25 protein-coding genes are annotated in these 19,780 nt (G+C 67.8%); 16 read left to right on the top strand and 9 right to left on the bottom strand.

Translation table 11 applies throughout. The features are described 5' to 3' along the window. Position 1 precedes the first annotated feature (1 nt). Both IG196_RS19210 and IG196_RS19205 read right to left on the bottom strand, forming a co-directional pair. Entirely contained in the window at positions 2-409 is a 408-nt protein-coding gene (locus IG196_RS19210) for a hypothetical protein (protein WP_192192457.1), read from the bottom strand. Positions 410-645: 236 nt separating this feature from the next. Further along, positions 646-849, bottom strand: a complete 204-nt coding sequence (locus IG196_RS19205; RefSeq protein ID WP_192192454.1) for a hypothetical protein — start codon at positions 847-849, stop codon at positions 646-648. A 184-nt stretch (positions 850-1,033) separates the two neighbouring features. Here IG196_RS19205 and IG196_RS19200 point away from each other — a divergent pair, with 184 nt between their 5' ends. After that, positions 1,034-1,444, top strand: a complete 411-nt coding sequence (locus IG196_RS19200) for an OsmC family protein (RefSeq protein WP_192192452.1) — start codon at positions 1,034-1,036, stop codon at positions 1,442-1,444. A gap of 198 nt (positions 1,445-1,642) precedes the next feature. Here IG196_RS19200 and IG196_RS19195 read toward each other — a convergent pair whose 3' ends face one another. Together IG196_RS19195 and IG196_RS19190 are read right to left on the bottom strand one after the other, a co-directional pair. After that, the gene (locus IG196_RS19195; protein ID WP_192192450.1) at positions 1,643-2,038 is read right to left on the bottom strand and encodes a hypothetical protein; all 396 of its coding nucleotides are present in this window, start codon (positions 2,036-2,038) and stop codon (positions 1,643-1,645) included. A gap of 536 nt (positions 2,039-2,574) precedes the next feature. Continuing rightward, a complete protein-coding gene (locus IG196_RS19190; protein ID WP_192192447.1) occupies positions 2,575-2,712 on the bottom strand; it encodes a hypothetical protein in 138 nt (45 codons plus the stop codon). 149 nt (positions 2,713-2,861) lie between these two features. Here IG196_RS19190 and IG196_RS19185 point away from each other — a divergent pair, with 149 nt between their 5' ends. Next, entirely contained in the window at positions 2,862-3,359 is a 498-nt protein-coding gene (locus tag IG196_RS19185) for a low molecular weight phosphatase family protein (protein ID WP_192192444.1), read from the top strand. A gap of 9 nt (positions 3,360-3,368) precedes the next feature. Here IG196_RS19185 and IG196_RS19180 read toward each other — a convergent pair whose 3' ends face one another. Continuing rightward, the gene (locus IG196_RS19180) at positions 3,369-3,689 is read right to left on the bottom strand and encodes a hypothetical protein (RefSeq protein WP_192192441.1); all 321 of its coding nucleotides are present in this window, start codon (positions 3,687-3,689) and stop codon (positions 3,369-3,371) included. A 266-nt stretch (positions 3,690-3,955) separates the two neighbouring features. On the opposite strand from IG196_RS19180, the gene IG196_RS19175 reads away from it, so the two are divergent. Then, the gene (locus IG196_RS19175) at positions 3,956-4,213 is read left to right on the top strand and encodes a hypothetical protein (RefSeq protein WP_192192439.1); all 258 of its coding nucleotides are present in this window, start codon (positions 3,956-3,958) and stop codon (positions 4,211-4,213) included. Positions 4,214-4,449: 236 nt separating this feature from the next. On the opposite strand, the gene IG196_RS19170 is transcribed toward IG196_RS19175, so the two are convergent. Continuing rightward, entirely contained in the window at positions 4,450-4,812 is a 363-nt protein-coding gene (locus IG196_RS19170) for a hypothetical protein (RefSeq protein ID WP_192192436.1), read from the bottom strand. Positions 4,813-5,298: 486 nt separating this feature from the next. Between IG196_RS19170 and IG196_RS19165 the strand changes: the two genes are divergently transcribed. The 10 genes from IG196_RS19165 (at position 5,299) to IG196_RS19120 (ending at position 15,492) form a co-directional block, all read left to right on the top strand. Next, the gene (locus IG196_RS19165) at positions 5,299-6,927 is read left to right on the top strand and encodes a ShlB/FhaC/HecB family hemolysin secretion/activation protein (protein ID WP_192192434.1); all 1,629 of its coding nucleotides are present in this window, start codon (positions 5,299-5,301) and stop codon (positions 6,925-6,927) included. 63 nt (positions 6,928-6,990) lie between these two features. Then, on the top strand, positions 6,991-8,796 hold the full coding sequence (locus IG196_RS19160) for a DUF2341 domain-containing protein (protein WP_192192432.1): 1,806 nt from the start codon (positions 6,991-6,993) through the stop codon (positions 8,794-8,796). A 12-nt stretch (positions 8,797-8,808) separates the two neighbouring features. Continuing rightward, entirely contained in the window at positions 8,809-9,222 is a 414-nt protein-coding gene (locus IG196_RS19155; RefSeq protein ID WP_062474100.1) for an ExbD/TolR family protein, read from the top strand. Positions 9,223-9,232: 10 nt separating this feature from the next. Beyond that, on the top strand, positions 9,233-9,976 hold the full coding sequence (locus tag IG196_RS19150) for a hypothetical protein (protein WP_225616730.1): 744 nt from the start codon (positions 9,233-9,235) through the stop codon (positions 9,974-9,976). A 67-nt stretch (positions 9,977-10,043) separates the two neighbouring features. Further along, on the top strand, positions 10,044-11,840 hold the full coding sequence (locus tag IG196_RS19145; protein WP_192192430.1) for a putative porin: 1,797 nt from the start codon (positions 10,044-10,046) through the stop codon (positions 11,838-11,840). Positions 11,841-11,859: 19 nt separating this feature from the next. Next, positions 11,860-12,585 carry a hypothetical protein gene (locus tag IG196_RS19140; RefSeq protein ID WP_192192427.1) on the top strand — a complete coding sequence of 242 codons (726 nt, stop codon included), beginning with the start codon at positions 11,860-11,862 and terminating at the stop codon, positions 12,583-12,585. After that, positions 12,582-13,529: a peptidylprolyl isomerase gene (locus IG196_RS19135; RefSeq protein WP_192192424.1), complete on the top strand. Its 948-nt coding sequence runs from the start codon at positions 12,582-12,584 to the stop codon at positions 13,527-13,529. Before IG196_RS19140 ends, IG196_RS19135 begins: the two co-directional genes overlap by 4 nt. Before the next feature lie 37 nt (positions 13,530-13,566). After that, complete coding sequence (locus IG196_RS19130; protein ID WP_192192422.1) at positions 13,567-14,109, top strand: YbjN domain-containing protein; 543 nt, start codon at positions 13,567-13,569, stop codon at positions 14,107-14,109. Continuing rightward, positions 14,109-14,405, top strand: a complete 297-nt coding sequence (locus tag IG196_RS19125; protein ID WP_192192420.1) for a hypothetical protein — start codon at positions 14,109-14,111, stop codon at positions 14,403-14,405. Before IG196_RS19130 ends, IG196_RS19125 begins: the two co-directional genes overlap by 1 nt. A 70-nt stretch (positions 14,406-14,475) precedes the next feature. After that, entirely contained in the window at positions 14,476-15,492 is a 1,017-nt protein-coding gene (locus IG196_RS19120) for a phosphotransferase enzyme family protein (RefSeq protein WP_225616729.1), read from the top strand. Between the two features lie 9 nt (positions 15,493-15,501). Here IG196_RS19120 and IG196_RS19115 read toward each other — a convergent pair whose 3' ends face one another. After that, complete coding sequence (locus tag IG196_RS19115; protein WP_192192418.1) at positions 15,502-16,185, bottom strand: class I SAM-dependent methyltransferase; 684 nt, start codon at positions 16,183-16,185, stop codon at positions 15,502-15,504. Between the two features lie 109 nt (positions 16,186-16,294). Between IG196_RS19115 and IG196_RS19110 the strand changes: the two genes are divergently transcribed. Both IG196_RS19110 and IG196_RS19105 read left to right on the top strand, forming a co-directional pair. Next, positions 16,295-16,750, top strand: coding sequence for a GNAT family N-acetyltransferase (locus tag IG196_RS19110; RefSeq protein WP_192192416.1), 456 nt, complete (start codon positions 16,295-16,297; stop codon positions 16,748-16,750). Between the two features lie 19 nt (positions 16,751-16,769). Then, a complete protein-coding gene (locus IG196_RS19105) occupies positions 16,770-17,306 on the top strand; it encodes a shikimate kinase (protein WP_192192414.1) in 537 nt (178 codons plus the stop codon). 47 nt (positions 17,307-17,353) lie between these two features. On the opposite strand, the gene IG196_RS19100 is transcribed toward IG196_RS19105, so the two are convergent. Further along, positions 17,354-18,559, bottom strand: coding sequence for an MFS transporter (locus IG196_RS19100; protein WP_192192412.1), 1,206 nt, complete (start codon positions 18,557-18,559; stop codon positions 17,354-17,356). A 258-nt stretch (positions 18,560-18,817) separates the two neighbouring features. Here IG196_RS19100 and IG196_RS19095 point away from each other — a divergent pair, with 258 nt between their 5' ends. After that, positions 18,818-19,225, top strand: coding sequence for a GNAT family N-acetyltransferase (locus IG196_RS19095; RefSeq protein ID WP_192192410.1), 408 nt, complete (start codon positions 18,818-18,820; stop codon positions 19,223-19,225). A 20-nt stretch (positions 19,226-19,245) separates the two neighbouring features. On the opposite strand, the gene IG196_RS19090 is transcribed toward IG196_RS19095, so the two are convergent. Beyond that, the gene (locus tag IG196_RS19090) at positions 19,246-19,767 is read right to left on the bottom strand and encodes an Lrp/AsnC family transcriptional regulator (protein WP_153283485.1); all 522 of its coding nucleotides are present in this window, start codon (positions 19,765-19,767) and stop codon (positions 19,246-19,248) included. Positions 19,768-19,780 lie beyond the last annotated feature (13 nt).

Below are 19,780 nucleotides of genomic sequence, written 5' to 3'. Positions count from 1 at the left end.
CTCAGGCCTCGGGCGGCGGAGAGTCTTTTACGGGTGGCCGATCGGGCGGCAACCGCCCCAGGCGCGACGAGGTCGCGCGCTCGGTGCGGATCTTTCGCAGCGAGTTGGTCAGCGCCTGCGGACTCGTGTTGAGCTGGCGCGCCGCCTTGGCCGGGCGCATGCCTTCGACCAGCACGAGGCGCGCGGCGGCGAGAGAGGGCGTGGCTTGCAGGTGCAGGATCTCCGCCACCTGCCAGAACTCGGCCGACGTGAAAGTGCCGAGGTCCGGCGGCAACGAGCGCGGCACGACAGCCTTGCGCTTCTCGAAAACGCAGCGGGGCGCGGGGTCCATCTCCGCGACACGGGCGATCAGCGCCTCGAGGTAGGCCTGCGTGGCGGGGGTGTTGGAAATCCAGTTCGAATGCAGCACCAGTTTCGACCCGTCGTCGGGAAAGGAGTGCTCCCAACTGACCCTCAGCTCTGTCGTGGCCGGGGGTGGAGCGGGGGCATCGTCGGGGGGGCTTTTCTCGGTTATTTTTCGCCGCATTCGTGAAGTATGTCTCAGAAAATGGAGCGCCATTTCCAATTTGTCGCGAATCAGACACTGGGCGAATGTCTGGTGCCTGGGCTCCGACCGCAGGCCTCCGGGCGCCGAAGCGCGGCAGTTCAGGCCGACGTGGCGGGTGTCTGAGTCGCTTGCGGCAACTCCTGCGATGTGCGCACCGGCGCGGACGGTCCGCAGTCGGTCGGCATCTTGCGCGAGGTGCCTCGCACCAGATGGCGGGGAACGTGGTGTGTCTTGATGAACTGCGCCAGCGCTTCGCTGCGTGCGGGCTCGGAGACCGGGATGAACATGTGCAGTGCGCTCATGGTGTCGTTCCGTCGATGCCAGGCAGGAAGGCGGCGCGCCCCGCTTGTGCCGGGGTGGCTGGCGACCCCTGGCATGGCCGCCCGGCGAAGATTATGTGCCTCTGGATCAACCCCGGTGGCGCAGATGTTTTCGGGCATTCCGGCCGCGCCAGAATGCTTGCTTGCCAACAAGGAGCACACACCCATGGGCCACGGAGTCACCGCAACGATCGTCTCCACCGACGTCGATTTCAATCACCGCATCCAGGTCGGCAAGTTCCAGCTCGTGGCGGACGAGCCGGCGGCGCTGGGCGGGCAGGGCGCGGGGCCGGCGCCCTACGACTACTATCTGGCCGCGCTCTCCGCCTGTACTGCGATCACGCTGCGGATGTATGCGCAGCGCAAGGGCTGGGAGCTGGGCGAGTTCAAGGCCGAGCTGAGCTTCGCGAAGGATGCGGACGGCAAGGTGCACATCCACCGCGTGCTGCACGCCAGCGGGCCGCTGACCGATGCGCAGTGGAGCCGACTGCTCGAGGTGGTGGCTAACACGCCGGTCACGAAGACGATGCGTGAAGGCGCGGAGATCACGAGCGAGCGCGGGGCGGCTGCGGCCTGAGTCGGGCTCGCGACGGTTCTTGTGCGGGGAGGCGGGTCCGGTCGGAAGGTCGCTGGTGGACGCCGGAAACTTGCGGTCCTGCGGGACCTTGATGGCGCCGTCCGCTGAGTGGGGCCGGCGCCTCCTCGTCGCAGACGAGGAGGTGAGTGTCGCGTTGCGCGGCGAGGGTGGCCTCGCCGGCGCGAGCGACTCAGCGCATCAGCACTTCATTGCCGTGGCTTGTGCGGCGAAGGCGTCGGAAGCGGCCTTGCAGGCGGTGCCGAGTTGTGCGGCGTTGGCGCCGTAGCTGGCCCAGGTGGCTTTGGTCTGCTCGAGGCTGCTCTTGAGTGCGTCGGCGGCGGCGCCGCTTTGCTTGCCCACGCAGGCGCTCACCTTGTCCAGGTATTCCTGGCATTCCTTGGGCACGTCGGCCGATGCCGTCGTGGTGGCAGCGGGCGCTGCGGCGGCCGGCGCGCTGGCGGCCGCAGCGGGTGCCGGCGTGGCCGGTGCTGCAGCAGGTGCTGCGGGTGCGGCCGGCGCTGCGGGCGTGGACTCTTGCTTGGAGCAGGCGGTGATGGCAGCAGCCACGATGATGAGTGCGAGCAGTTTGTTCATTTTTGTCTTACATGAGCGAGTTGGATGATGTGCCTCGCCTCGCGTCCCGCGACGCGCAGTCTGCACGCAAGGAACGCAAGGATCGAGGCCGAAACAGTATCGTCGCGCCCCGTGTCACGGACCGGGCGAACGTCACAGCTGCGCGTCGGGAACGACACAAAAATCGTAACAATCGTTGCTTTACGTTAAATATTGCCGGGTGTCGGTCGCCCTGCGGCGAGTGTCTGCGCGAGGCGCCCGGGACCGTGCGAACCGGGGCCTTGACAAGTGGCGCGCCGGTCGCGCGAAGCTGCTAATTATTTGGTGTTACGTCGCCGTCGCGGTTGTTGCGAGGGCGAGCCGATGGACGGCGTAGGCAGACAAACTTGCGTTCGAGGAGGCTTACTTGGTTTTGCAAGACAGTGAACGGGACACGGCGCGGCGATGAATGGGCAATCGGGGTTCTGAACAAGCGCGCCCGCTTATGTGGGGCGGGGCAGCGCCCGGTCACACCGGCCGGCGAAAAGCCGGCGGGTGCATGGCCTGAGGCCTGGGCCTTACAGCCGGGTGCGCTGCTCGGAGGGCGGGTGGTCCTGGTCGGAACGCAGGACCGCCAGCATGCTCATGAGCGTCACGCCCGCAGCAAGACCGACCAGGAAGGCAAGGGCAACAAGGGAGGGGTCGGATGTCCACATGGGGTTCTAACGCCGATGAAACCCACAAGGTTTACCAGTGTTAACACTAATTGGTCATGTTCGCATGACAGGAGTAAACAGGCGTTTGCAAGAGGGTCGCCGCACCCCGCTACACAGGTGCCACATGGCGTGGCTATAGTCGTTCGACCATGCAGCAACGGATCGAAGTCGTCTTTGTCTCGCGGCGCAATTCGCTGCGCAGCGTGCTGGCCGAGGCCTGCCTCGCCCACCTCGATTCGAAGCGCTTCGCGGCGCGTTCGTGCGGGCAGCCCGGGCGGCTGGCGGCCGATGTGCATCCCGCGGCCGTCGAGGCGCTGGGCAGCGCCGGCATGGCCTTGCCGACGTCGCCGCCGCGCAACTGGGACCTGTTGGCGCGTGCGGGATCGCTCCGGGCCGATGTCGTCATCACGCTCGACCCCTCGCTCGAAGTGCTGCAGCCGCGCTGGCCCGGCCAGCCCGATGCGGCGTTGTGGCCTTACCCGGACGTGGCGGGCGCCGGCACCGGCCCGGACGACGCGGCGCATGGCGCGATCCAGGTGCTGTATTCGCTGCGGCGACGGCTCGAACTGCTGATCAACCTGCCGCTTCTGGGCGCCGACCGCAGCGCGCTGCGGTCCGACATCCGCGACATGGCGCACATGCGCTGACGCGCAGGGTCAGGGAAGGGCGAGCCGGAGCACGAAGGTCTTGGTGTGCGGGTCGGTGAGAAACACCTGCGCGACCTGCCAGGCTTGCTCGTGCGCGTCGCGCCATGCGGCGGCGTACTTGATGTCCAGGCGCGTCATGGGCGGTTCGTCGAGCTGCTCGAGCCGGCGCCAGAGCCGGTAGCAGTGCACGACCTGCCGGGGGGAGCCCAGCAGTTCCTCGAGTTTGATGCGGTAGGTGAATGCCGCCACCATCACGTCCCGTACCGTGACGTTGCGTCCCTCGACTTCGACGGTGTAGAGGTGTTCGGCTGTCTGCGTCTCGTCCTTCATGCGGCGGCGCAGAAAGCAGGGCGGGCGGTGTCGACCTGCGGGGCAGGCCGGTCGGGAGGACGCACGGAAAGAGGGAGACGGATCACGGCCGCTCCATCCTAGATGGCACGCTGTTCCGGCGCGAGTGCCGAAAGTCATGCGGGTGTTCACACATGGTGTCCCTTTGCGCGGTGCGCGTGAAATTGTTATTAAACGAAATTAAATGCTAATACCTAGGAACTATGTCCTAGGGCGGCGCCGGCAGTAGCCCTAAGCTCCTCACTGACATGAGCGCCACACAGCAACATCTTTTCGTCGAACTTCCCGACGGTTGGTCCAGCCAGATCGACATCCGCCAGACCTCCGGCGGCCGCTACGCCGGCGTTGCCGAACTCAGCCTGCGCGGGCTCAAGCGCGGCGTGCTTGTCTTCATGCAGCAACCCTCGCTCGATGCTGCGGTCGCGCGCGTTCGCCTGCGGGCCAGCCAGTTCGCCCGCGAGCGCCTGTCGCTCGCCGAAGCCCGGGCGGGCGTGCAGGCGAGCTGACCGGGCGCATCACCGCGCATCACCCGGCGGTTGAAGTTTTTCTATCCCGGCCATCGAGATTGCCAAACCCGCTGCGCTCTCCAACGGCGCACCATCGAGTCTTACCGATGGAGTGCACGACATGTTGAAGAACTTCAGGAAAGCCGTAGGCGCCGCCATTTCGCTGGCCGGCGTCGTCGTGCTGCTGACCCAGCAAATCTGAACGCCCGTTCGCTTCCCCTGCATCTCGCCACCCCTCAGGGCCGCGGCGACAGCAGCGGCGACGTCGGCACCACCGGCGGCGGGCGCTGCGGATACACCGAGGTGCCGAAGGTGTTGCCCATGCGATGCCCGGTCGCCGCGCGATTGAACAACCCCAACTGATTGCCCGGCCGCTGCGTGATCGCTTCCGAGGCGAGCCCGGGCGCCGCGTCGTCCGGCCCGCGTGCCGGCAAGGTGGGCGAGAGCTTGCGGGTCAGGCAGTCGTAGGCGGGCGTGCGCTCGCCGTTCACCACGACTTCGACGCAGCTGCCGTCATCGGCAGCCGATGGCGTCTGCGCGCCAGCCACGCCGTAGACCGCACCGAGCGCCACACCCCACAGCCACACACCGACGTGCATCGTCGCCCCCTGAAAAAAGATAAGGCTTGCCGAGCGGATTCGGCGATCCACCCTGCAGTCTGGGCTGCTTGCAAGACAGGAAGAAGACGGTGGTCGAAGGGCTGACTGTCGTTGTGGTGAAGGCCGTCGTGCCCCCACCCCGACCCTCCCCCGGGAGGGGAGGGAGAAATACAAACACAGCCGAGCGCAGGCCTTGAGGTCTTGCTCCTTCCCCTCCCGGGGGAAGGCTGGGATGGGGGCAAGCGGCCTTCGATGAAGCACGCGTCCACCAGGAAACACAGAGGCCTCCCACGCCGAGGCCCTTCTTCTTATCCGCGCCAAACCCACCACACCGGACCTCATCCCGATTTCTTGATGAAGTTTTCGTGACAAACGGCAGTCGCCGCGCGCGCCGTGCGTCTAGGTATCGGTACGCAGCAGCGACATGAAGGCTCTCCACCCTGAGCCGCTGCCACGCGAGCTTCATCCTTGAGAACCGAGCTGTAAATGCATGACATGAAGAACAACGCGCCGCCGACCTGCTGGAGAGCGGTGTGGCTGGCAGTGATGGCGATGAGCGCCCCGGTGGCCTTCGCGCAGGCACCTGCCGCAGCCGCCACGCCGGCCGCAGCCACCGAGCCGGCCCGCAAGGTCGACATCGCCGAGTACATCGTGCGCGGCAACACCGTGCTCGACGCCCGCGCCATCGAGCAGGCGGTCACGCCGTTCCTCGGCCCCGAGCGCTCGCTGAAAGACGTGGAGGGCGCGCGCGACGCGCTGCTCGCGGCCTACCAGGCGGCGGGCTACCAGTCGGTGTACGTCGACCTGCCCGAGCAGCAGGTCACGCAGGGCGTGGTGTTTTTGCAGGTCAACGAGACCCGCGTCGGCCGCGTGCGCGTGGTGGGCGCCGAGTACAACTCGCCGCTCGACGTGCGCGACCAGGTGCCGGCGCTGAAGGAGGGCGGCGTGCCCAACTTCAACACCGCGCAGGCCGAGCTCACCGCGCTCAACCGCGGCCCCAAGCGCCAGGTGATGCCGCTGGTTCGCCCCGGCGCACTGCCGGGCACGATGGACGTCGACCTGAAGGTCGAAGACCAGAGCCCGTGGCGCGGCAGCGTCGGCCTCAACAATGACTACAGCGCCGACACGCGCAAGCTGCGCGCCAGCGCCTCGCTGGGCCACGACAACCTCTGGCAGATGGGCCACAGCGCCTCCATCAGTTTCTTCGGCGCGCCGCAGGACCTCAACCAGACGCAGGTGTTCTCGGCTTCGTACAACGCGCCGCTCAAGGGCACGAACTGGAGCCTCGAAGCCAATGCCTTCGTGTCCGACAGCAACGTGGCCACCGTCGGCGGCACCACCGTGCTGGGCAAGGGTCACTCGATCGGCCTGAAGGCGACTTACACGGTGCCGAACAGCGGCAACTGGTGGCACGCCTTCAGCGTGGGCGTCGACTTCAAGAACAACAAGGAAGCGCTGACGCTCAAGGGCAGCGGCGACACCGTGCCGCTCAAGTACGCGCCGATCACGCTGTCGTACTCGGGCTTCCGCCAGACCGACAAGAGCCAGTACGGCGTGGGCGTGTCGCTGGTGGCTGGCACGAGCAGCTCCTTCAAGTACGGCAGCGACTGGGAGGCCTTCGACTACAAGCGCTACAAGGCCTCGCCCAGCTTCATGGTGCTGAAGACCGACCTCAACGGCGCGCACAGTTTCGAGGGCGGCACGCAGGTGGCGTTCCGCGTCAACGCGCAGATGACCGATTCGCCGCTCGTGTCCAGCGAGCAGATCGCCGCGGGCGGCATGAACTCGGTGCGCGGTTATCTCTCGGCCGAGGCCACGGGCGACTACGGCGTGGTCGGCTCGGTCGAGCTGCGCAGCAAGCCGCTCACCTTCCTGGGCAGCACCGTCGAGAACTGGCGCGTGTACGCCTTCGCCGATGCGGCGCGGCTGCGCCTGAAGAGCCCGCTGCCCGAGCAGGCCGAGCGCTTCGCTCTGTATTCGGTGGGCGTGGGCACGACCTTCAAGGTCGGCACCTATTTCTCGGGCCGCGTCGACATCGGCTATCCGCTGATCGACGGGCCGCGCACCAAGAAGCACGACCCGCAGGTGAATTTCAGCATCACCGCGAGCTACTGACGGCCTTTCCTCTTTCTTTCGATTTTTCTTCTCATTCCACGAGCTTTCCGGAGAACCCCTGTCATGCGACGACTTCTTTTCATCGCGCTCACGCTGTTGAGCACGCTCCTGCCGGGCCTGGCCCATGCCTGGTGGCAGGCCGAATGGGCCTACCGCAAACCCGTCACCATCGACGGCGGCCCGCAGGCCGGCGCCATCGGCAGCGATGCCGGCCGCGTGCCGGTGCTGGTGCGCCTGCACACGGGCAACTTCAAGTTCGAAGGCGTGAGCGAGACCGGCGCCGACCTGCGCTTTGTCGCGGGTGACGACAAGACTGTGCTCAACCACCAGATCGAGCAGTTCGATCCGCTCTTGGGCATGGCGCTGATCTGGGTCGACGTGCCCAACGTCTCGGCCGGCACGCCGCAAAAGCTCTGGATGTACTACGGCAACCCCAAGGCCCCGGCCTCGGGCAACGGCCAGCGCAGCTTCGACCCCGACTACACGCTGGTCTACCACTTCGCCGAAGGCGCGGTGCCGCCGCGCGACACCACGGCCTACGGCAACAACGGCCAGACCGCGGCGGTGCCCGTTGAAGGCACGGTCATCGGCAAGGGCGCGCAGCTCGGCAACGGCGCGCTGATGCTGCCCGCCACGCCCTCGCTGATCGTTGCGGCCGGCGGCACGCTGACCTTCTCCGCCTGGGTGAAGCCTGATTCGCTCGGCGCGCGCCAGGCGATCTATGCGCGCCGCGACGGCGCCGGCGAGCTCGTGGTCGGCATCGACCAGGGCGTGCCCTTCGTGCAGGTGAACGGTCAGCGCAGCACGCCGGGCCAGCCGATGCAGGCCGGCCAGTGGTCGCACCTCGCGGTGAAGGCCGAAGGCGACAGCGTGGCGTTGTATGTGGGTGGCCGCCCGGCCGTGTCGCTGGCGGCCAAGCTGCCCGCGTTGAACACCGCCGCCGCGATTGGCGCCGATGCACCGGCCGCAGCCGCTGCGCCGGGCGCCGCGCCCGCCGATGCCTTCGCCCCGTTCACCGGCGCGATCGACGAAGTGCGCCTGTCGAAGGTCGCACGCCCCGACGCGCTGCTGCTGGCCGATGCCGTGTCGCAAGGCGCCGAGTCGCGTCTGGCCGCTTTCGGTGCCGACGAGCAGCAGGCGGGCAAGAGCCACTTCGGCTTCATCCTGGCCGCGATGCCGCTGGACGCGTGGGTCGTGGTCGGCCTGCTGGGACTGATGATGGTGCTGTCGTGGGCCATCATGATCGGCAAGGGCCGCAGCTTCGGCGCCACCTCGCGCGCCAACGCCACCTTCATCGAGCACTTCCGAGAAGGCGCCGGTGCGCCGCTGGACCGCATGGCCACGAACAACACGGTGCCGCAAGAGGTACGTGCCGATTCCTCGCTGTGGCGCCTGTACGAAGTGGCCATCGAAGAGATGCGCCGCCGCCATGACCGCGGCTACGACCTGAACGCCGTGTCGGCCTCCACCATTGGCGCCATTCGCGCCGCGATGGATGGCGTGATGGTGCGCGAGACCGAGCGCATGTCCAAGCGCATGAACTGGCTCTCGACCACCATCGAAGGCGCGCCGTACGTGGGCCTGTTCGGCACCGTGATCGGCATCATGCTGGTGTTCGTGGTGGCGGCCATGGCCGGCGCCGTGGACATCAACTCGGTGGCGCCCGGCATGGCCGCTGCGCTGCTGTGTACCGCTGCGGGCCTGGGCGTCGCGATTCCCGCGCTGTTCGGCTACAACTGGCTGGCCTCGCGCTCGGACGCCATCGGCGCCGACATGGCCGTGTTCGTCGACGAGTTCGTCACGCGCCTGGCCGAAGAGCAGGGCGAGGGCCGCTCGTTGCCGGTGGCCGTGCAGGCGCGCCGCGCCTGAGGACCGCGCACCATGGCAAACACAGCCGCGAAGTTCGCCGTGCGCAAGCGCACGGGCGGCATCAACATCACGCCCTTTGTCGACGTGCTGTTGGTGGTGCTGGTGATCTTCATCCTCACCAGCAACGCCAGCATCCCGGGCATCAAGGTCGACCTGCCGAAGGCGAGCGCCTCGGTGGCGCTCGAGAAGCCCAAGACCAAGGCCATCACGATCGACAATGCGGGCAACGTGTTCCTCGACGCGTACCCGGTCACGCTGCCCGAGCTCGAAGAGCGCCTGCGCACCGAGAAGGCGCTGTCGCCCGACTTTCCCGTGATCGTGCGCGGCGATGCCAGCGTGCAGTACGCGAAGGTGGTCGACGTGCTCGACCTGCTGCGCCGCATCGAGCTGAACCAGATCGGCCTCGTGACCGGCAAGCAGAAGTGAGGACCGGAGCGTGAACCCTCGCGACCCGATTTCTTCTGCCTCGCCTGCGCCGCGCTCCCGTGGTGCAGGCGGAACGGCCGCGCTCTGGCGCCGCTGGGGTGGGGTGGTCATCGGCCTGGTGGTCGTCGTGGCGCTGGCGCTGCTCGTGTGGCGGCTCTTGTCCGACACCGCGAGCCAGAAGCGCGTGGTGGCCGATGCGCCCACGCTGATGCTGCCGCCGCCTCCGCCACCGCCGCCCGAACCCGAGAAGCTGCCCGAGCCCGAGCCGGAAAAGATCAAGCCCGAAGTGGTCGAGCCCGAGCCCAAGCCGCTCGAGCCGCTCGAAGCGCCGAAGGACGACGCACCGCCCAGCCCGTCGAAAGACCTGGGCGACCCGGTGACCATGGACAGCGCCGGCCAGGCCGGCAACGACGCCTTCGGCATCCAGGCCGGCAGCGGCGGCGGCATGAGCGGCACCGGCGGTGGTGGCGGCCTGGGCAGCGGCTCGTATGCGCGCTACGTGTCGAGCATGTTGCAGCAGGCGCTGTCGCGCGACCCGCGCACGCGCCAGCTGGTGTTCGACGACATCCAGATCGACCTGTGGCTCGGCGCCGACGGCAAGACCACGCGCGCCCAGCTGGTGCGCGGCACCGGCACCGAAGACATCGACGAAGCCGTGCTGGCGCTGCTGCGCGGGCTCGACCGCATCGAAGAACGTCCGCCGGCCTCGATGCGCTTTCCGATGCGCGTGTCCATGAAGGGACGCCGGCCGTGATCCGCATGCCTTTCCATTTCTCCGCGGCCGAAGCCCGGCCGACCTCTTCCATTCAGTGAACGAAGCGATGAACATCCTCCACAACACCCTCCCGCGCCGGGGCGCCATGCCGGCCCTGCGCCAGTGCGCGCTCGCGGCGGCCGTGGCCTCCGCCTTCGTGCTGTCGGCCGGCACCGCCATGGCCCAGACCGCCGCCGCGCCCGCCGCCGAATCCGCGATGGTCAAGCTGATCCGCGGCCTCATTCAAAGCGGCACGCTCGCCAAGGACGTGGGCGAAGCCCTGCTGGCCCAGGCGCAAACCGAAGCCATCGCCGCGCAGCAGGCACAGCGCCAGGCGGCCGTGTCGGCCACCGCCGCATCGGCCACCGTCGCGGGCGGCATGCGCCTCGAAGCCGGTGACGTGCGCGTGCCCTACATCTCGCAGACCGTGCGCGACCAGATCCGCGACGAGGTCAAGGCGCAGGTCATGGCGCAGGCCAAGGACGAAGGCTGGGCCGCGCCCAACGAGACGCCCGAGTGGAGCAAGCGCATCCGCTTCGAAGGCGACGTGCGCGTGCGCAACGAGTCGCGCAGCTATGCCGGCAACAACAGCGACATCGAGATCAACTGGCCCTCGCTCAACCAGGGCAGCGGCTACGACGTCAATCCGAACACCAACCTCTCGCTGCCGTCGATCCTGAACACCCGCCAGGACCGGCGCAACCTGTTCCGCGCCCGCGCCCGCGTGGGCCTGCTGGCCGACCTGTCGGAGAACACCAAGGCCGGCGTGCGCCTGGCCTCGGGCAGCGACGAAAGCCCCGTCTCGACCACCACCACGCTGGGCGGCGGCCTGGGCAAGAAGAGCGTGTGGCTCGACCAGATGTGGATCTCGCACAAGCCGACCGACTGGCTCACCGTGACCGGCGGCCGCTTCGGCAACCCCTTCATGTCGACCGACCTGCTGTACTCCAGCGACCTGAACTTCGACGGCATTGCCGCGCAGTTCGACAAGAAGCTGTCGGCGAACCGCGACCTGTCGCTGTTCGGCACGCTGGGCCTCATTCCGCTCGAGTACTCGGCGGACGGCTCGCCCACGCGCAGCCAGCGCAAGATGAAGAGCGAGAACAAGTGGCTGCTCGGCGCGCAGGTGGGCGCCGACTGGAAGATCAACGAAGACAACCGCGTGCGCGGCGCGCTGGCGTACTACAACTTCCGCAACATCAGCGGCCAGGTCTCCGAGCCCTGCGCGCTGTACGCGGGCGCCGACGGCTGCAGCACCGACTGGTCGCGCCCGGCCTTCATGCAGAAGGGCAACACGCTCATGCTGCTGCGCGACATCTCGCTGGACCCACTCAACCCGGCCGGCACGCCGCAGCCGCAGTACGTGGGCCTGGCCTCGAAGTTCCGCCTGATCGACCTGAACCTGCGCTGGGACACCCAGGTGGCCGGCAACAACCTGCGCCTGGACGCCAACTTCGTGCGCAACAACGCCTACGACGCCAACGGCATCTGGGCCCGCGGCGGCATCCGCGGCGCCATCGTGAACAACTTCGGCCCGACCGGCGGCACCACGCAGTCCGACTTCAAGAGCGGCGGCAACGCCTACATGGTGCAGGCCACCTACGGCAAGCCGGCACCGGCCGCGCGCGGCGACTGGAACGTGCTCGCGGGCTACAAGCGCATCGAGCCCGATGCCATGCCCGACGGCTACAACGATTCGAGCTTCCATGGCGGCGGCACCAACGCGCGCGGCTACTTCCTGGGCGGCTCGTACGCGATCGACAAGAACATGTGGTTCACCGGCCGCTGGATCTCGACCAAGGAGGTCTACGGCCCGCCGCTGTCGATCGACACCTTGCAGCTTGAATTCAATGCGCGTTTCTAAGCAAAAGAAGGAGTTCGCCGTGTCCCGAACGATCTTCCCGGCGCTGGCCCTCGCCGCACTGGCCGCCACGGCCGGCGTGGCGCATGCCCAGCAGGCGCAAGGCGCGAGCATGGAGGAGCGGCTGCGCGCGCAGCTGCGCACCACCACCACGCAGTTGCAGCAGGCGCAGAACGAACTGGCCGCGCTCAAGGCCGGCCAGCCCGCGGGCAAGGCGCCCGCGGCACCTGGCGCGGCACCGGCCGCGTCCGAGCTCGAGACGCTGAAGAAGGAACTGGCCGCAAGCCAGGCCCAGCTCGCGTCCGAGCGCCACGCGCGCGGGCAAGCCAGTGCCGGCAACGCGCAACTGCGCGAGCAGGCCCAGGCCGCGAGCGAGAAGGCGGGTGCGCAGATCGCGCAGTACCGCGGCGCGTACGACGACCTGCTGAAGATGGCACGCGCCTCCGAAGCCGAACGCCAGCGCCTGGCCGGCGAGGCCGCGCTGCAACGCACCGCGCTCACGCAGTGCGAAGCGAAGAACACGCAGCTGTACGCCGTCGGTCAGGAGGTGCTGCGTGCCTACGAAACCATGGACGTGGGCAGCGTGCTCGCCTCGCGCCAGCCCTTCGCGGCGCAAAGCCGCGTCAAGTTCGAACAGATCGCGCAGCAGTACGGCGACAAGCTCTACGAGAGCCGCTTCGACGTGCGCGCCGTGAGCGCGCCGGCACCTGCGGCCGCTGCCTCCGCTACAGAAGGAAAGCCGCAATGACCCACGTACAAGCAACCCCCACAGCCGGGATCGGCCGGCGCCTGCGCGCGGCGGCCGGCGTGCTGCTCGTCTCGTCGGTCGGCGTGGCCGCGGCGCAGCAACCCGTTGCGCCCGGCCCCGCCGTGATCGCGCGCATCGGCGAGGTCACCATCGGCCAGGAAGAGATCGAGAAGCTGCTGCAGACCCTGCCCGAGGCCGAACGCGCTGCGGTCAAGGCCGACCGCGCGAGCCTCGACGGCTGGCTGCGCCAGCGCCTCGTGAGCGAAGCGCTGCTGCGCGACGCCCGCGCCAAAGGCTGGGCCGACCGGTCCGAGGTGAAGGCGAAGATCGACGCCGCCACGCGCGAGATCACCGCGCGCATCGTCGCCACCAGCTACCTCGAGTCCGTGAGCCAGGTGCCCGCAGGCTTTCCGTCGGACGCCGAGGTGAAGGCCACCTACGACCAGGGCAAGACCGGCTTCAACCTGCCGGCCGCCTACCGCGTGGCGCAGATCTACCTGGCCACGCCCGAGCGCGACCCGGCCGCCATCGCCAAGGTGCGCGACGAAGCCAACCGCCTTGCGCGGCAAGCCCGCAGCGGCGACTTCGCCGCCGTGGCGCGCGCCAGCTCGCAGGACCGCCGCAGCGCCGAGCGAGGCGGCGAGGTCGACACGCTGCCGCTCGCGCGCATCCTCCCCGAACTGCGCGACACCGTGGCCAAGCTCAAGCAAGGCCAGGTCAGCGAGCCGGTGCAGGCCGAGGCCGGCTTTCACATCGTCAAGCTGCTCGACATCCAGCCCGCGCGCACCGCCACGCTTGAAGAGATGAAGCCGCAGCTGCAGGCCGCACTGCGCCAGCAGCGGCAACAGCAACTGGTGCAGGCCTACATGGCCCAGCTGGCGCCGCCCGCGCAACTGAGCATCGACAGCGCCGCGCTCGACGCCGCGCTCAAGAAAACCAACTGAACCCGTTTCCCCCTTTTTCCGAAAGAAGAACCACACCATGAACACCACCGCCACGACCCCGCAAGCCGACGACATTGCCGCCACGCCGGCCGCATCTGAGATGCTCGACGCCGTCACGCCCGACCAGGTGTCGGACGCCATCAAGGCCGCCGGCGGCGCCGTCACCGCCATCGAGCAAGACGGCGTGGTGCGCCTGCACAGCGCCAGCCACGGCATCGGCTTCCAGGTGCTGTGGGGCAACGCCGTCACCACCACCCAGTACACCGACTTCACCCTGAGCTGCCCGCTGCGCGTGCAGGGCGGCACGCTGCCCGAGGCCGTGCTCGCGGCATGGCACCGCAGCAAGCGCTTCGCGCGTGTGGCGCAGCACGGCGACTTCGTCGTGCTCGAGATGGACGTCGTCGTGGCCGGCGGCGTCAGCCCTGCCTACCTGGCCTTCGCCGTGCGGCTGTGGATGCAGATGATGGGCGAGTTCTTCCTGCACCTGCGCAACTACGGCCCCGCCGCCGAGACGCGCGGTGATGCGGCCAACGGCGAAGCTGCTGCTGCCGCCCTCCAGGGTGTGCCCGCCGCCGCGTGATGCTGCCCATGCGCGCCGCACCCGGCCTGTCGGTGGACGACCACCACAGCCATCCCACGCACGACTCGCCCACGGGCCGCGCCATCCAGGCCGCGGCACGCCAGGCCCAACGCGCGCGCCGCGCCGAGACCGTGCGGCTGCGCCAGCGCGCCGCGCTGCTCGAACTGCTGGTGCAGACCATGGCGGAGCTGCACATCTCGATGGCCGAGCTCAATGCGGCGCGCAAGGCGCTGGCGCCTGCGTGGCGGCAGGTGGGGGATGAAAGGGCTTCACTCGACAAGGACGTGGAGCGTTGACGCAACGCGGCAAGGCGGCGGAGGGTAGGGCAGAATCGCCCGCCGCCCACGTTCCCGAAAGGCCGCACCCGTGACGACGCCCACCCGCTCCGCCCAGATCGCCCAGACCACGCCCACGGGCGCCGCCATCGCAGAGAAGGTGGCGCAGGCCTACGACCTCGGCGAGGTCCGGTCGTGCGAGCTGCTGCGACGCAGCTTCAACCACGTCTACGGTCTGCAGTTTGCCGACGGCCGCCGCGCCGTCGCGCGCCTGAGCGCCGACCGCCCGCGCGGCGCACCCAACATCGGCTACGAAACAGCGCTGCTCGCGCACCTGAAAGCCAAGGGCGTAGCCGTGGCCGGCGCGCTGCCGGCCCGCGATGGCTCGCACGCCGTCGCGATGGAGTTGCCCGAGGGCGAGCGCCCACTGATCCTGTTCGAGCACCTCGACGGTGACGTCCCCGGCGACGTGCTGACCGACGTCGAAGCCACCGGCCGCGGCCTCGCGCTGCTGCACGAGGCTGCGCAGGACTACCACGGCCCCGCCAGCCGCTACGCCCTGGAGCTGCCCGACCTGCTGCACGCGTCGCTGGAGCGCTTGCACGCCGCGCCCACGATGACCGACGCGCTGCGCCCGGAGTTCAGCGCCATCGCGCGCACGCTCGAAGCCCGCATCACCGCGATGCCGGTCCTGACGCGTGTGCATGGGCACGGCGATTGCCACGGCGTGAACAACTTCGTGACGGACGGCCCAGAGGGCACGCGCGTCGCCTCGTTCTTCGACTTCGATGACGCGGGCCCGGGCTGGCTGGCCTACGACCTGTGCGTGTACCTGTGGGCGATGCATCCACGTACCGTGGGCGGAACGCTCGATGCGACATTGCTGGCGCGTTGGCGCAGCTATCTGGCGGGCTACCGCAGCGCGCGCCCGCTGCCTTCGGCGGATGTCGAGGCCATCGCCGCATTTCTCGCGGTGCGGCAGTTCTGGCTCATGGGGGAACACGCGGGCCGCATCGCGGTGTGGGGCACGCAGTCGATGTCGACGAGCTGGCTGCGCACGCAGGTGAAGATGTTGACGGCGTGGGCGGAGTTGCAGACACCGGAGTGAGGCTTCGGCTCAGGCTTGCGCAACCCAGCCTCTGAATGCCATACCCGCATAGAACAAGCGGACGTTGGTGAAGCCCGTCTCCTCCAGCAGTGCTTCTTCCTGTTCCGGGCTGAGCAGCGACAGTGTCGAACCGATGGCTGTTGCCGCCTTGCGTGCGTTGTCCGGGTCGACTCCGGAAGCCGTGGCGAAAGCGACGTAACGCGAGAGCCACAACTCCCGCTCGCCATCCGCCTGGGGAAAGCTGAGATGCGCCATGACGAACGGCGCGCCGGGCTTCAGGCGGCGGCGAATTTCCTTCAACGTCGACCTGCGCTCATCGAGCGTCAGGAAGTGCATCGTCAGCAGGCAGGTCGCTGCATCGAACGGGCCTTCGGGCGCCGTGTCGGTGTAGCCATGATGCAGCGCGACTCGCTCGGCAAGCGGCCCGAGCGTTTCCGCGGCGAGGTCGAGCATGGGCTGTGATGGATCGACACCGACGAATTGCCATCGGGGATGCGCCTGCGCGAGCACCTTCAACTCCATGCCGCCACCGGCGCCGATGACCAGCACGTTTGCTGCATCCGGCGCGCGTTCGGCGACGAGCAATGCCGCCATCGTCTGCAGGTCGTGCAGGCCCGGCACGAGGCGGGCGGTCTTCTCGGCGTAGTTGTTGGTGGCGGACGGGGCGTTGAAAGTGGGTGCGGGCTGGGACATTTCGCCAGTCTATGTGGGCATCGCGCGCTTCGCAGGCGTAGGGCTGCTGGAGAATCCGGCCAGAAGCGGGCCTCGCCCGAACCAGCCGTCATTCACGGAGACCGCCTGCATGTCCATCCCATTTCTCAGCGTCCGTCGTGCGGTGTCCGATGACGCCGCGCGCATCGATGCGCTCTACGCCCAACTGGTCGGCGACACGGCGCGCTGTGTGCTGCCTGAGCGCCTGCAGGAATTGTCCGAAGACCCGAGGACGGCGCTTCTTGTCGCGGAGATCGACGGCCAGGTGTGCGCAACGGTGCTGGTTTCACTGTGCGAGGACGTGATGTTCAAGCGACAGCCGTTCGCCGTCGTGGAGAACGTCGTTGTCGATGTGGCCGCTCGCAATCGAGGGGTCGGGGCCGCGCTGATGCGGGAGGTCGAGGCTTTCTGTGCGGCGAGCGATTGCTCGAAGATCATGTTGCTGAGTTCGGTGGATCGCGCGGATGCCCACCGCTTCTTCGCGCGCTGCGGCTTCGATGCCTCGATCAAGCGCGGCCTTGTCAAATACCGGCGGTCCTTTGCTTGAGGCGCGACCTCAGGAAAGCATGACAACGGTCCTTCATCTCATCGGGCCCGGTGGGGCGGGGAAAACCACCGTCGGCCTGCATCTGGCGCGGCGATTGGGTTGGCAATTCGTCGATCTCGATGAGCGCTTCATGTCCTGCGAAGGGAGCATCAACGCCGTCATCGAGGCGTCCGGCTACCTGGGCTATGCAAGGCGGAACGTGGCCGTCTATCGGGCGGTTCGATCCGCGTTGACCACTCCCAGCGTTCTCGCTCTTTCGTCCGGATTTCTCACGTATCCCGAGGACGTCGATGTAGGGTATCCCGCGTTGCGTTGCGCCATCGAGACCGACGCGTTGACCTCGTTGTTGTTGCCAGCCTTCGAACTCGAAGCATGCGTTGAAGCCATCGTGCAACGCCAGCTTTCGAGGCCGTATTTGCGCGGTGACAGGGCGAGCGAGGAGCGACGGATACGCGAGCGATTCCCCAAATTCATGGCGATGCGGTGCGCCCGTTTCCGCAGCGACGCCGCGCCGGACGACGTCGCGTCGCAGATCGAACGGTTCGTTCGCAGGTGACGGACACCGCGACCGAAGAGAGAGCCAAGTGGCTCTCTCTTGCCGCCTCAAGCCAACGTCGATACACGCTCAGCGCGAGACACCCTCGCAAGCCGCCACGTCATCCCGATCCCCACAACCGTCGCGATCAGCCCCACCAGAAACACACTCGAGTGACCGTAGTGGTCGGCAATCAGCCCCGCCATCGGGCCGGTGACGCCGTACGCCAGATCCTGGAACGCCGCGAAGCCGCCGATGGCGGTGCCGCGCAGATGGGCGGGCACGCGCTTGACGGCCTCCAGTCCCATGGCGGGGAACACCATCGAGCAGCCCATGCCGGTCAGCAATGCGCCCACCATGGCCACGACCGGATGGGGCGCCAGCCACAGCAGGGCCTGACCCACAGCCTCGATTGCCAACGAGACCAGCGCCACCTGGGTGCCGCCGATGCGGTCGGGCAAGCGACCCGCCAGCAGTCGCACCAGGACGAAGCCAACGCCGAAGCAAGTCAGTCCATAACCGGCACCCTGCCAGCCATGGGCCAGGAAGTACAAGGGAAAGAACGCGCCCAGGGCCGCAAAGCCGACGCCTTGCAAGCCCACGACCGCGCCTTGCTTCCAGATGAGTCCCAGCACATCGGAGAACGGTGCGCGGCGCCCTTGTGCAGACATGGCGGGCGCAATGGACCACAGCATCGCGCCGCTGACCAGTGGCAAGGCGATGCTGCCCGCCATCAGGCCGGCGAAGCCGAGCCTTTCCAGCAGCCAGAGGCCCAGAGGACCGCCGACCGCAAAGGCGCCATACATGCCGGTGCCGACGAGCGCCATGACCTGCCCCGAACGCGCGGGGCCCATGGCCGCCATCGCCCAGCCGAGCATGCCGACGAGCGCGAAGCTTTCGCCGAGGCCCAGCACGAGGCGCCCCACCAGCAGAACCAGGTACGCGCCGGTGCCATGGCCCAGCACAGGCAGAGAGGATGCCCAGCACAGCAGCGATGCAGCCGCATAGAGGACAAGGCCCCGGAACATGGCGAACTTGCCGCCCCGTTCGTCAGCCAGCCGACCGGCCCAGCCACGGCTCAGGATGGTGGACAGGAACGCAATGCCGACGCCCAGGCCGGACGCCACATTGCCCATGCCCAGCGTCTGCGACACGTGGAGCGTTACCGCCGGCATCGACATGGCGACGGACAGGTAGGCGAGAAATAGCGCGAGGGTCATCCAGACCAACGTGCGCAGGGAAGAGGAAGGATTTGTGTTTTGGACGTTCGTCATCGAGCGCCGCTCCTTGAATTTTCAAAGGCGACACCGAACGGTCGAAAGGGCGGGGCGATGAGTGCCGAAGCGACCAACGCACACCGCCAGTCGGCCGCGGGTGCCACTGGTGATGCGTTGGTTGACGTAAACGCTTACGGCTGGATGGAGCTCTGAAGAGATCAGAGTCGATTTTTGCAGCGCCGATTCTAGCCACGCGAGATCGAGATCGCGCTTCCTGTCCGGCTAAAGTCGGATGGACTCCACGTGTTTGATCTCATGAACCACATCACCATCGACTACCGTCACAACGTTCCCCTCGATCCCGTCGACGTCGCCCGCGTCTTCGATCAGTCCGGCATCAAGCGTCCCACCAGCGACCTCGCCCGCATCGCGCGCATGTTTGCCGCGCCGAGCCTCTTGCTGTCGGCATGGGTCGGCGACGAACTGGTGGGGCTGTCGCGCTCACTGACCGACCATGCGTACTGCTGCTACCTGTCGGACCTGGCGGTGGACAAGAAGTACCAAGGCCATGGCATCGGCACGGAACTCGTGAAGCGCACGCAGGCCATCATCGGCGACGAGGTGTCGTTGATCCTGCTCTCGGCCCCCGACGCGATGTCCTACTACCCGACGCTCGGTTTCGAGCTGGCGCAGAACGCGTACGTCATCCGGCGGAAGAAGTAGGGCCACTGTTCAGCGGCTCACTATGTCCGTCGTGAGCCCACCAAGCCGGCCTTCGCGTCCAGCAGGTGCCCCAGCGGCAGCGCCGCCTCCGACTTGATCTCGCGCAGCACGATGCTCGAACGCACGTGCGTCACGCCGGGCAGGCTGAACAGCACCTCATGCAGGAAGCGCTCGTAGTGCTTCATGTCCGGCACGGTGACGTTGAGGATGTAGTCCGCGGGCCCGGTGGCCGACACGCAGCGAATGATCTGCGGGCTCGCGGCCACGGCTTCCTCGAAGCGTTGCACCATCGCCTCGCTGTGCCGGTCGAGGTTCACCTCGGCCACGGCCGACACATGCAGGCCCACCAGTTCGGGATCGACGAGCGCGGTGTAGCCGCGGATGACGCCGGCCGCCTCCATGTCCTTGATGCGCTTCCAGCAGGGCGTGGGCGACAGGCCCACGGCCTCGGAAATCTGCTGCACGGTCTGCCGGCCGTCATGCTGCAGTGCAGAAAGAATCTTGAGGCAATGCTCGTCAAGAGAAACAGAACCGACGTTCATCGTGATTTTTGAG

The organism is Variovorax sp. 38R (assembly GCF_014843395.1).
GTDB classification, from domain to species: domain Bacteria; phylum Pseudomonadota; class Gammaproteobacteria; order Burkholderiales; family Burkholderiaceae_C; genus Variovorax; species Variovorax paradoxus_H.
The sequence above is the reverse complement of the archived record's forward strand: the minus strand, read 5'-3'. Positions and strand labels throughout refer to the sequence as shown.

Excerpts from the sequence above, each read along its gene's own strand:
- IG196_RS19090 (WP_153283485.1), bottom strand. The coding sequence starts at position 19,767 with ATGAACGTCGGTTCTGTTTCTCTTGACGAGCATTGCCTCAAGATTCTT.
- IG196_RS19110 (WP_192192416.1), top strand. The coding sequence starts at position 16,295 with ATGTCCATCCCATTTCTCAGCGTCCGTCGTGCGGTGTCCGATGACGCC.
- IG196_RS19130 (WP_192192422.1), top strand. The coding sequence starts at position 13,567 with ATGAACACCACCGCCACGACCCCGCAAGCCGACGACATTGCCGCCACG.
- IG196_RS19115 (WP_192192418.1), bottom strand. The coding sequence starts at position 16,185 with ATGTCCCAGCCCGCACCCACTTTCAACGCCCCGTCCGCCACCAACAAC.
- IG196_RS19185 (WP_192192444.1), top strand. The coding sequence starts at position 2,862 with ATGCAGCAACGGATCGAAGTCGTCTTTGTCTCGCGGCGCAATTCGCTG.
- IG196_RS19100 (WP_192192412.1), bottom strand. The coding sequence starts at position 18,559 with ATGACGAACGTCCAAAACACAAATCCTTCCTCTTCCCTGCGCACGTTG.
- IG196_RS19165 (WP_192192434.1), top strand. The coding sequence starts at position 5,299 with ATGCATGACATGAAGAACAACGCGCCGCCGACCTGCTGGAGAGCGGTG.
- IG196_RS19195 (WP_192192450.1), bottom strand. The coding sequence starts at position 2,038 with ATGAACAAACTGCTCGCACTCATCATCGTGGCTGCTGCCATCACCGCC.
- IG196_RS19175 (WP_192192439.1), top strand. The coding sequence starts at position 3,956 with ATGAGCGCCACACAGCAACATCTTTTCGTCGAACTTCCCGACGGTTGG.
- IG196_RS19190 (WP_192192447.1), bottom strand. The coding sequence starts at position 2,712 with ATGTGGACATCCGACCCCTCCCTTGTTGCCCTTGCCTTCCTGGTCGGT.
- IG196_RS19145 (WP_192192430.1), top strand. The coding sequence starts at position 10,044 with ATGAACATCCTCCACAACACCCTCCCGCGCCGGGGCGCCATGCCGGCC.
- IG196_RS19180 (WP_192192441.1), bottom strand. The coding sequence starts at position 3,689 with ATGAAGGACGAGACGCAGACAGCCGAACACCTCTACACCGTCGAAGTC.
- IG196_RS19155 (WP_062474100.1), top strand. The coding sequence starts at position 8,809 with ATGGCAAACACAGCCGCGAAGTTCGCCGTGCGCAAGCGCACGGGCGGC.
- IG196_RS19135 (WP_192192424.1), top strand. The coding sequence starts at position 12,582 with ATGACCCACGTACAAGCAACCCCCACAGCCGGGATCGGCCGGCGCCTG.
- IG196_RS19105 (WP_192192414.1), top strand. The coding sequence starts at position 16,770 with ATGACAACGGTCCTTCATCTCATCGGGCCCGGTGGGGCGGGGAAAACC.
- IG196_RS19095 (WP_192192410.1), top strand. The coding sequence starts at position 18,818 with ATGAACCACATCACCATCGACTACCGTCACAACGTTCCCCTCGATCCC.
- IG196_RS19200 (WP_192192452.1), top strand. The coding sequence starts at position 1,034 with ATGGGCCACGGAGTCACCGCAACGATCGTCTCCACCGACGTCGATTTC.
- IG196_RS19125 (WP_192192420.1), top strand. The coding sequence starts at position 14,109 with ATGCTGCCCATGCGCGCCGCACCCGGCCTGTCGGTGGACGACCACCAC.
- IG196_RS19170 (WP_192192436.1), bottom strand. The coding sequence starts at position 4,812 with ATGCACGTCGGTGTGTGGCTGTGGGGTGTGGCGCTCGGTGCGGTCTAC.
- IG196_RS19205 (WP_192192454.1), bottom strand. The coding sequence starts at position 849 with ATGAGCGCACTGCACATGTTCATCCCGGTCTCCGAGCCCGCACGCAGC.
- IG196_RS19160 (WP_192192432.1), top strand. The coding sequence starts at position 6,991 with ATGCGACGACTTCTTTTCATCGCGCTCACGCTGTTGAGCACGCTCCTG.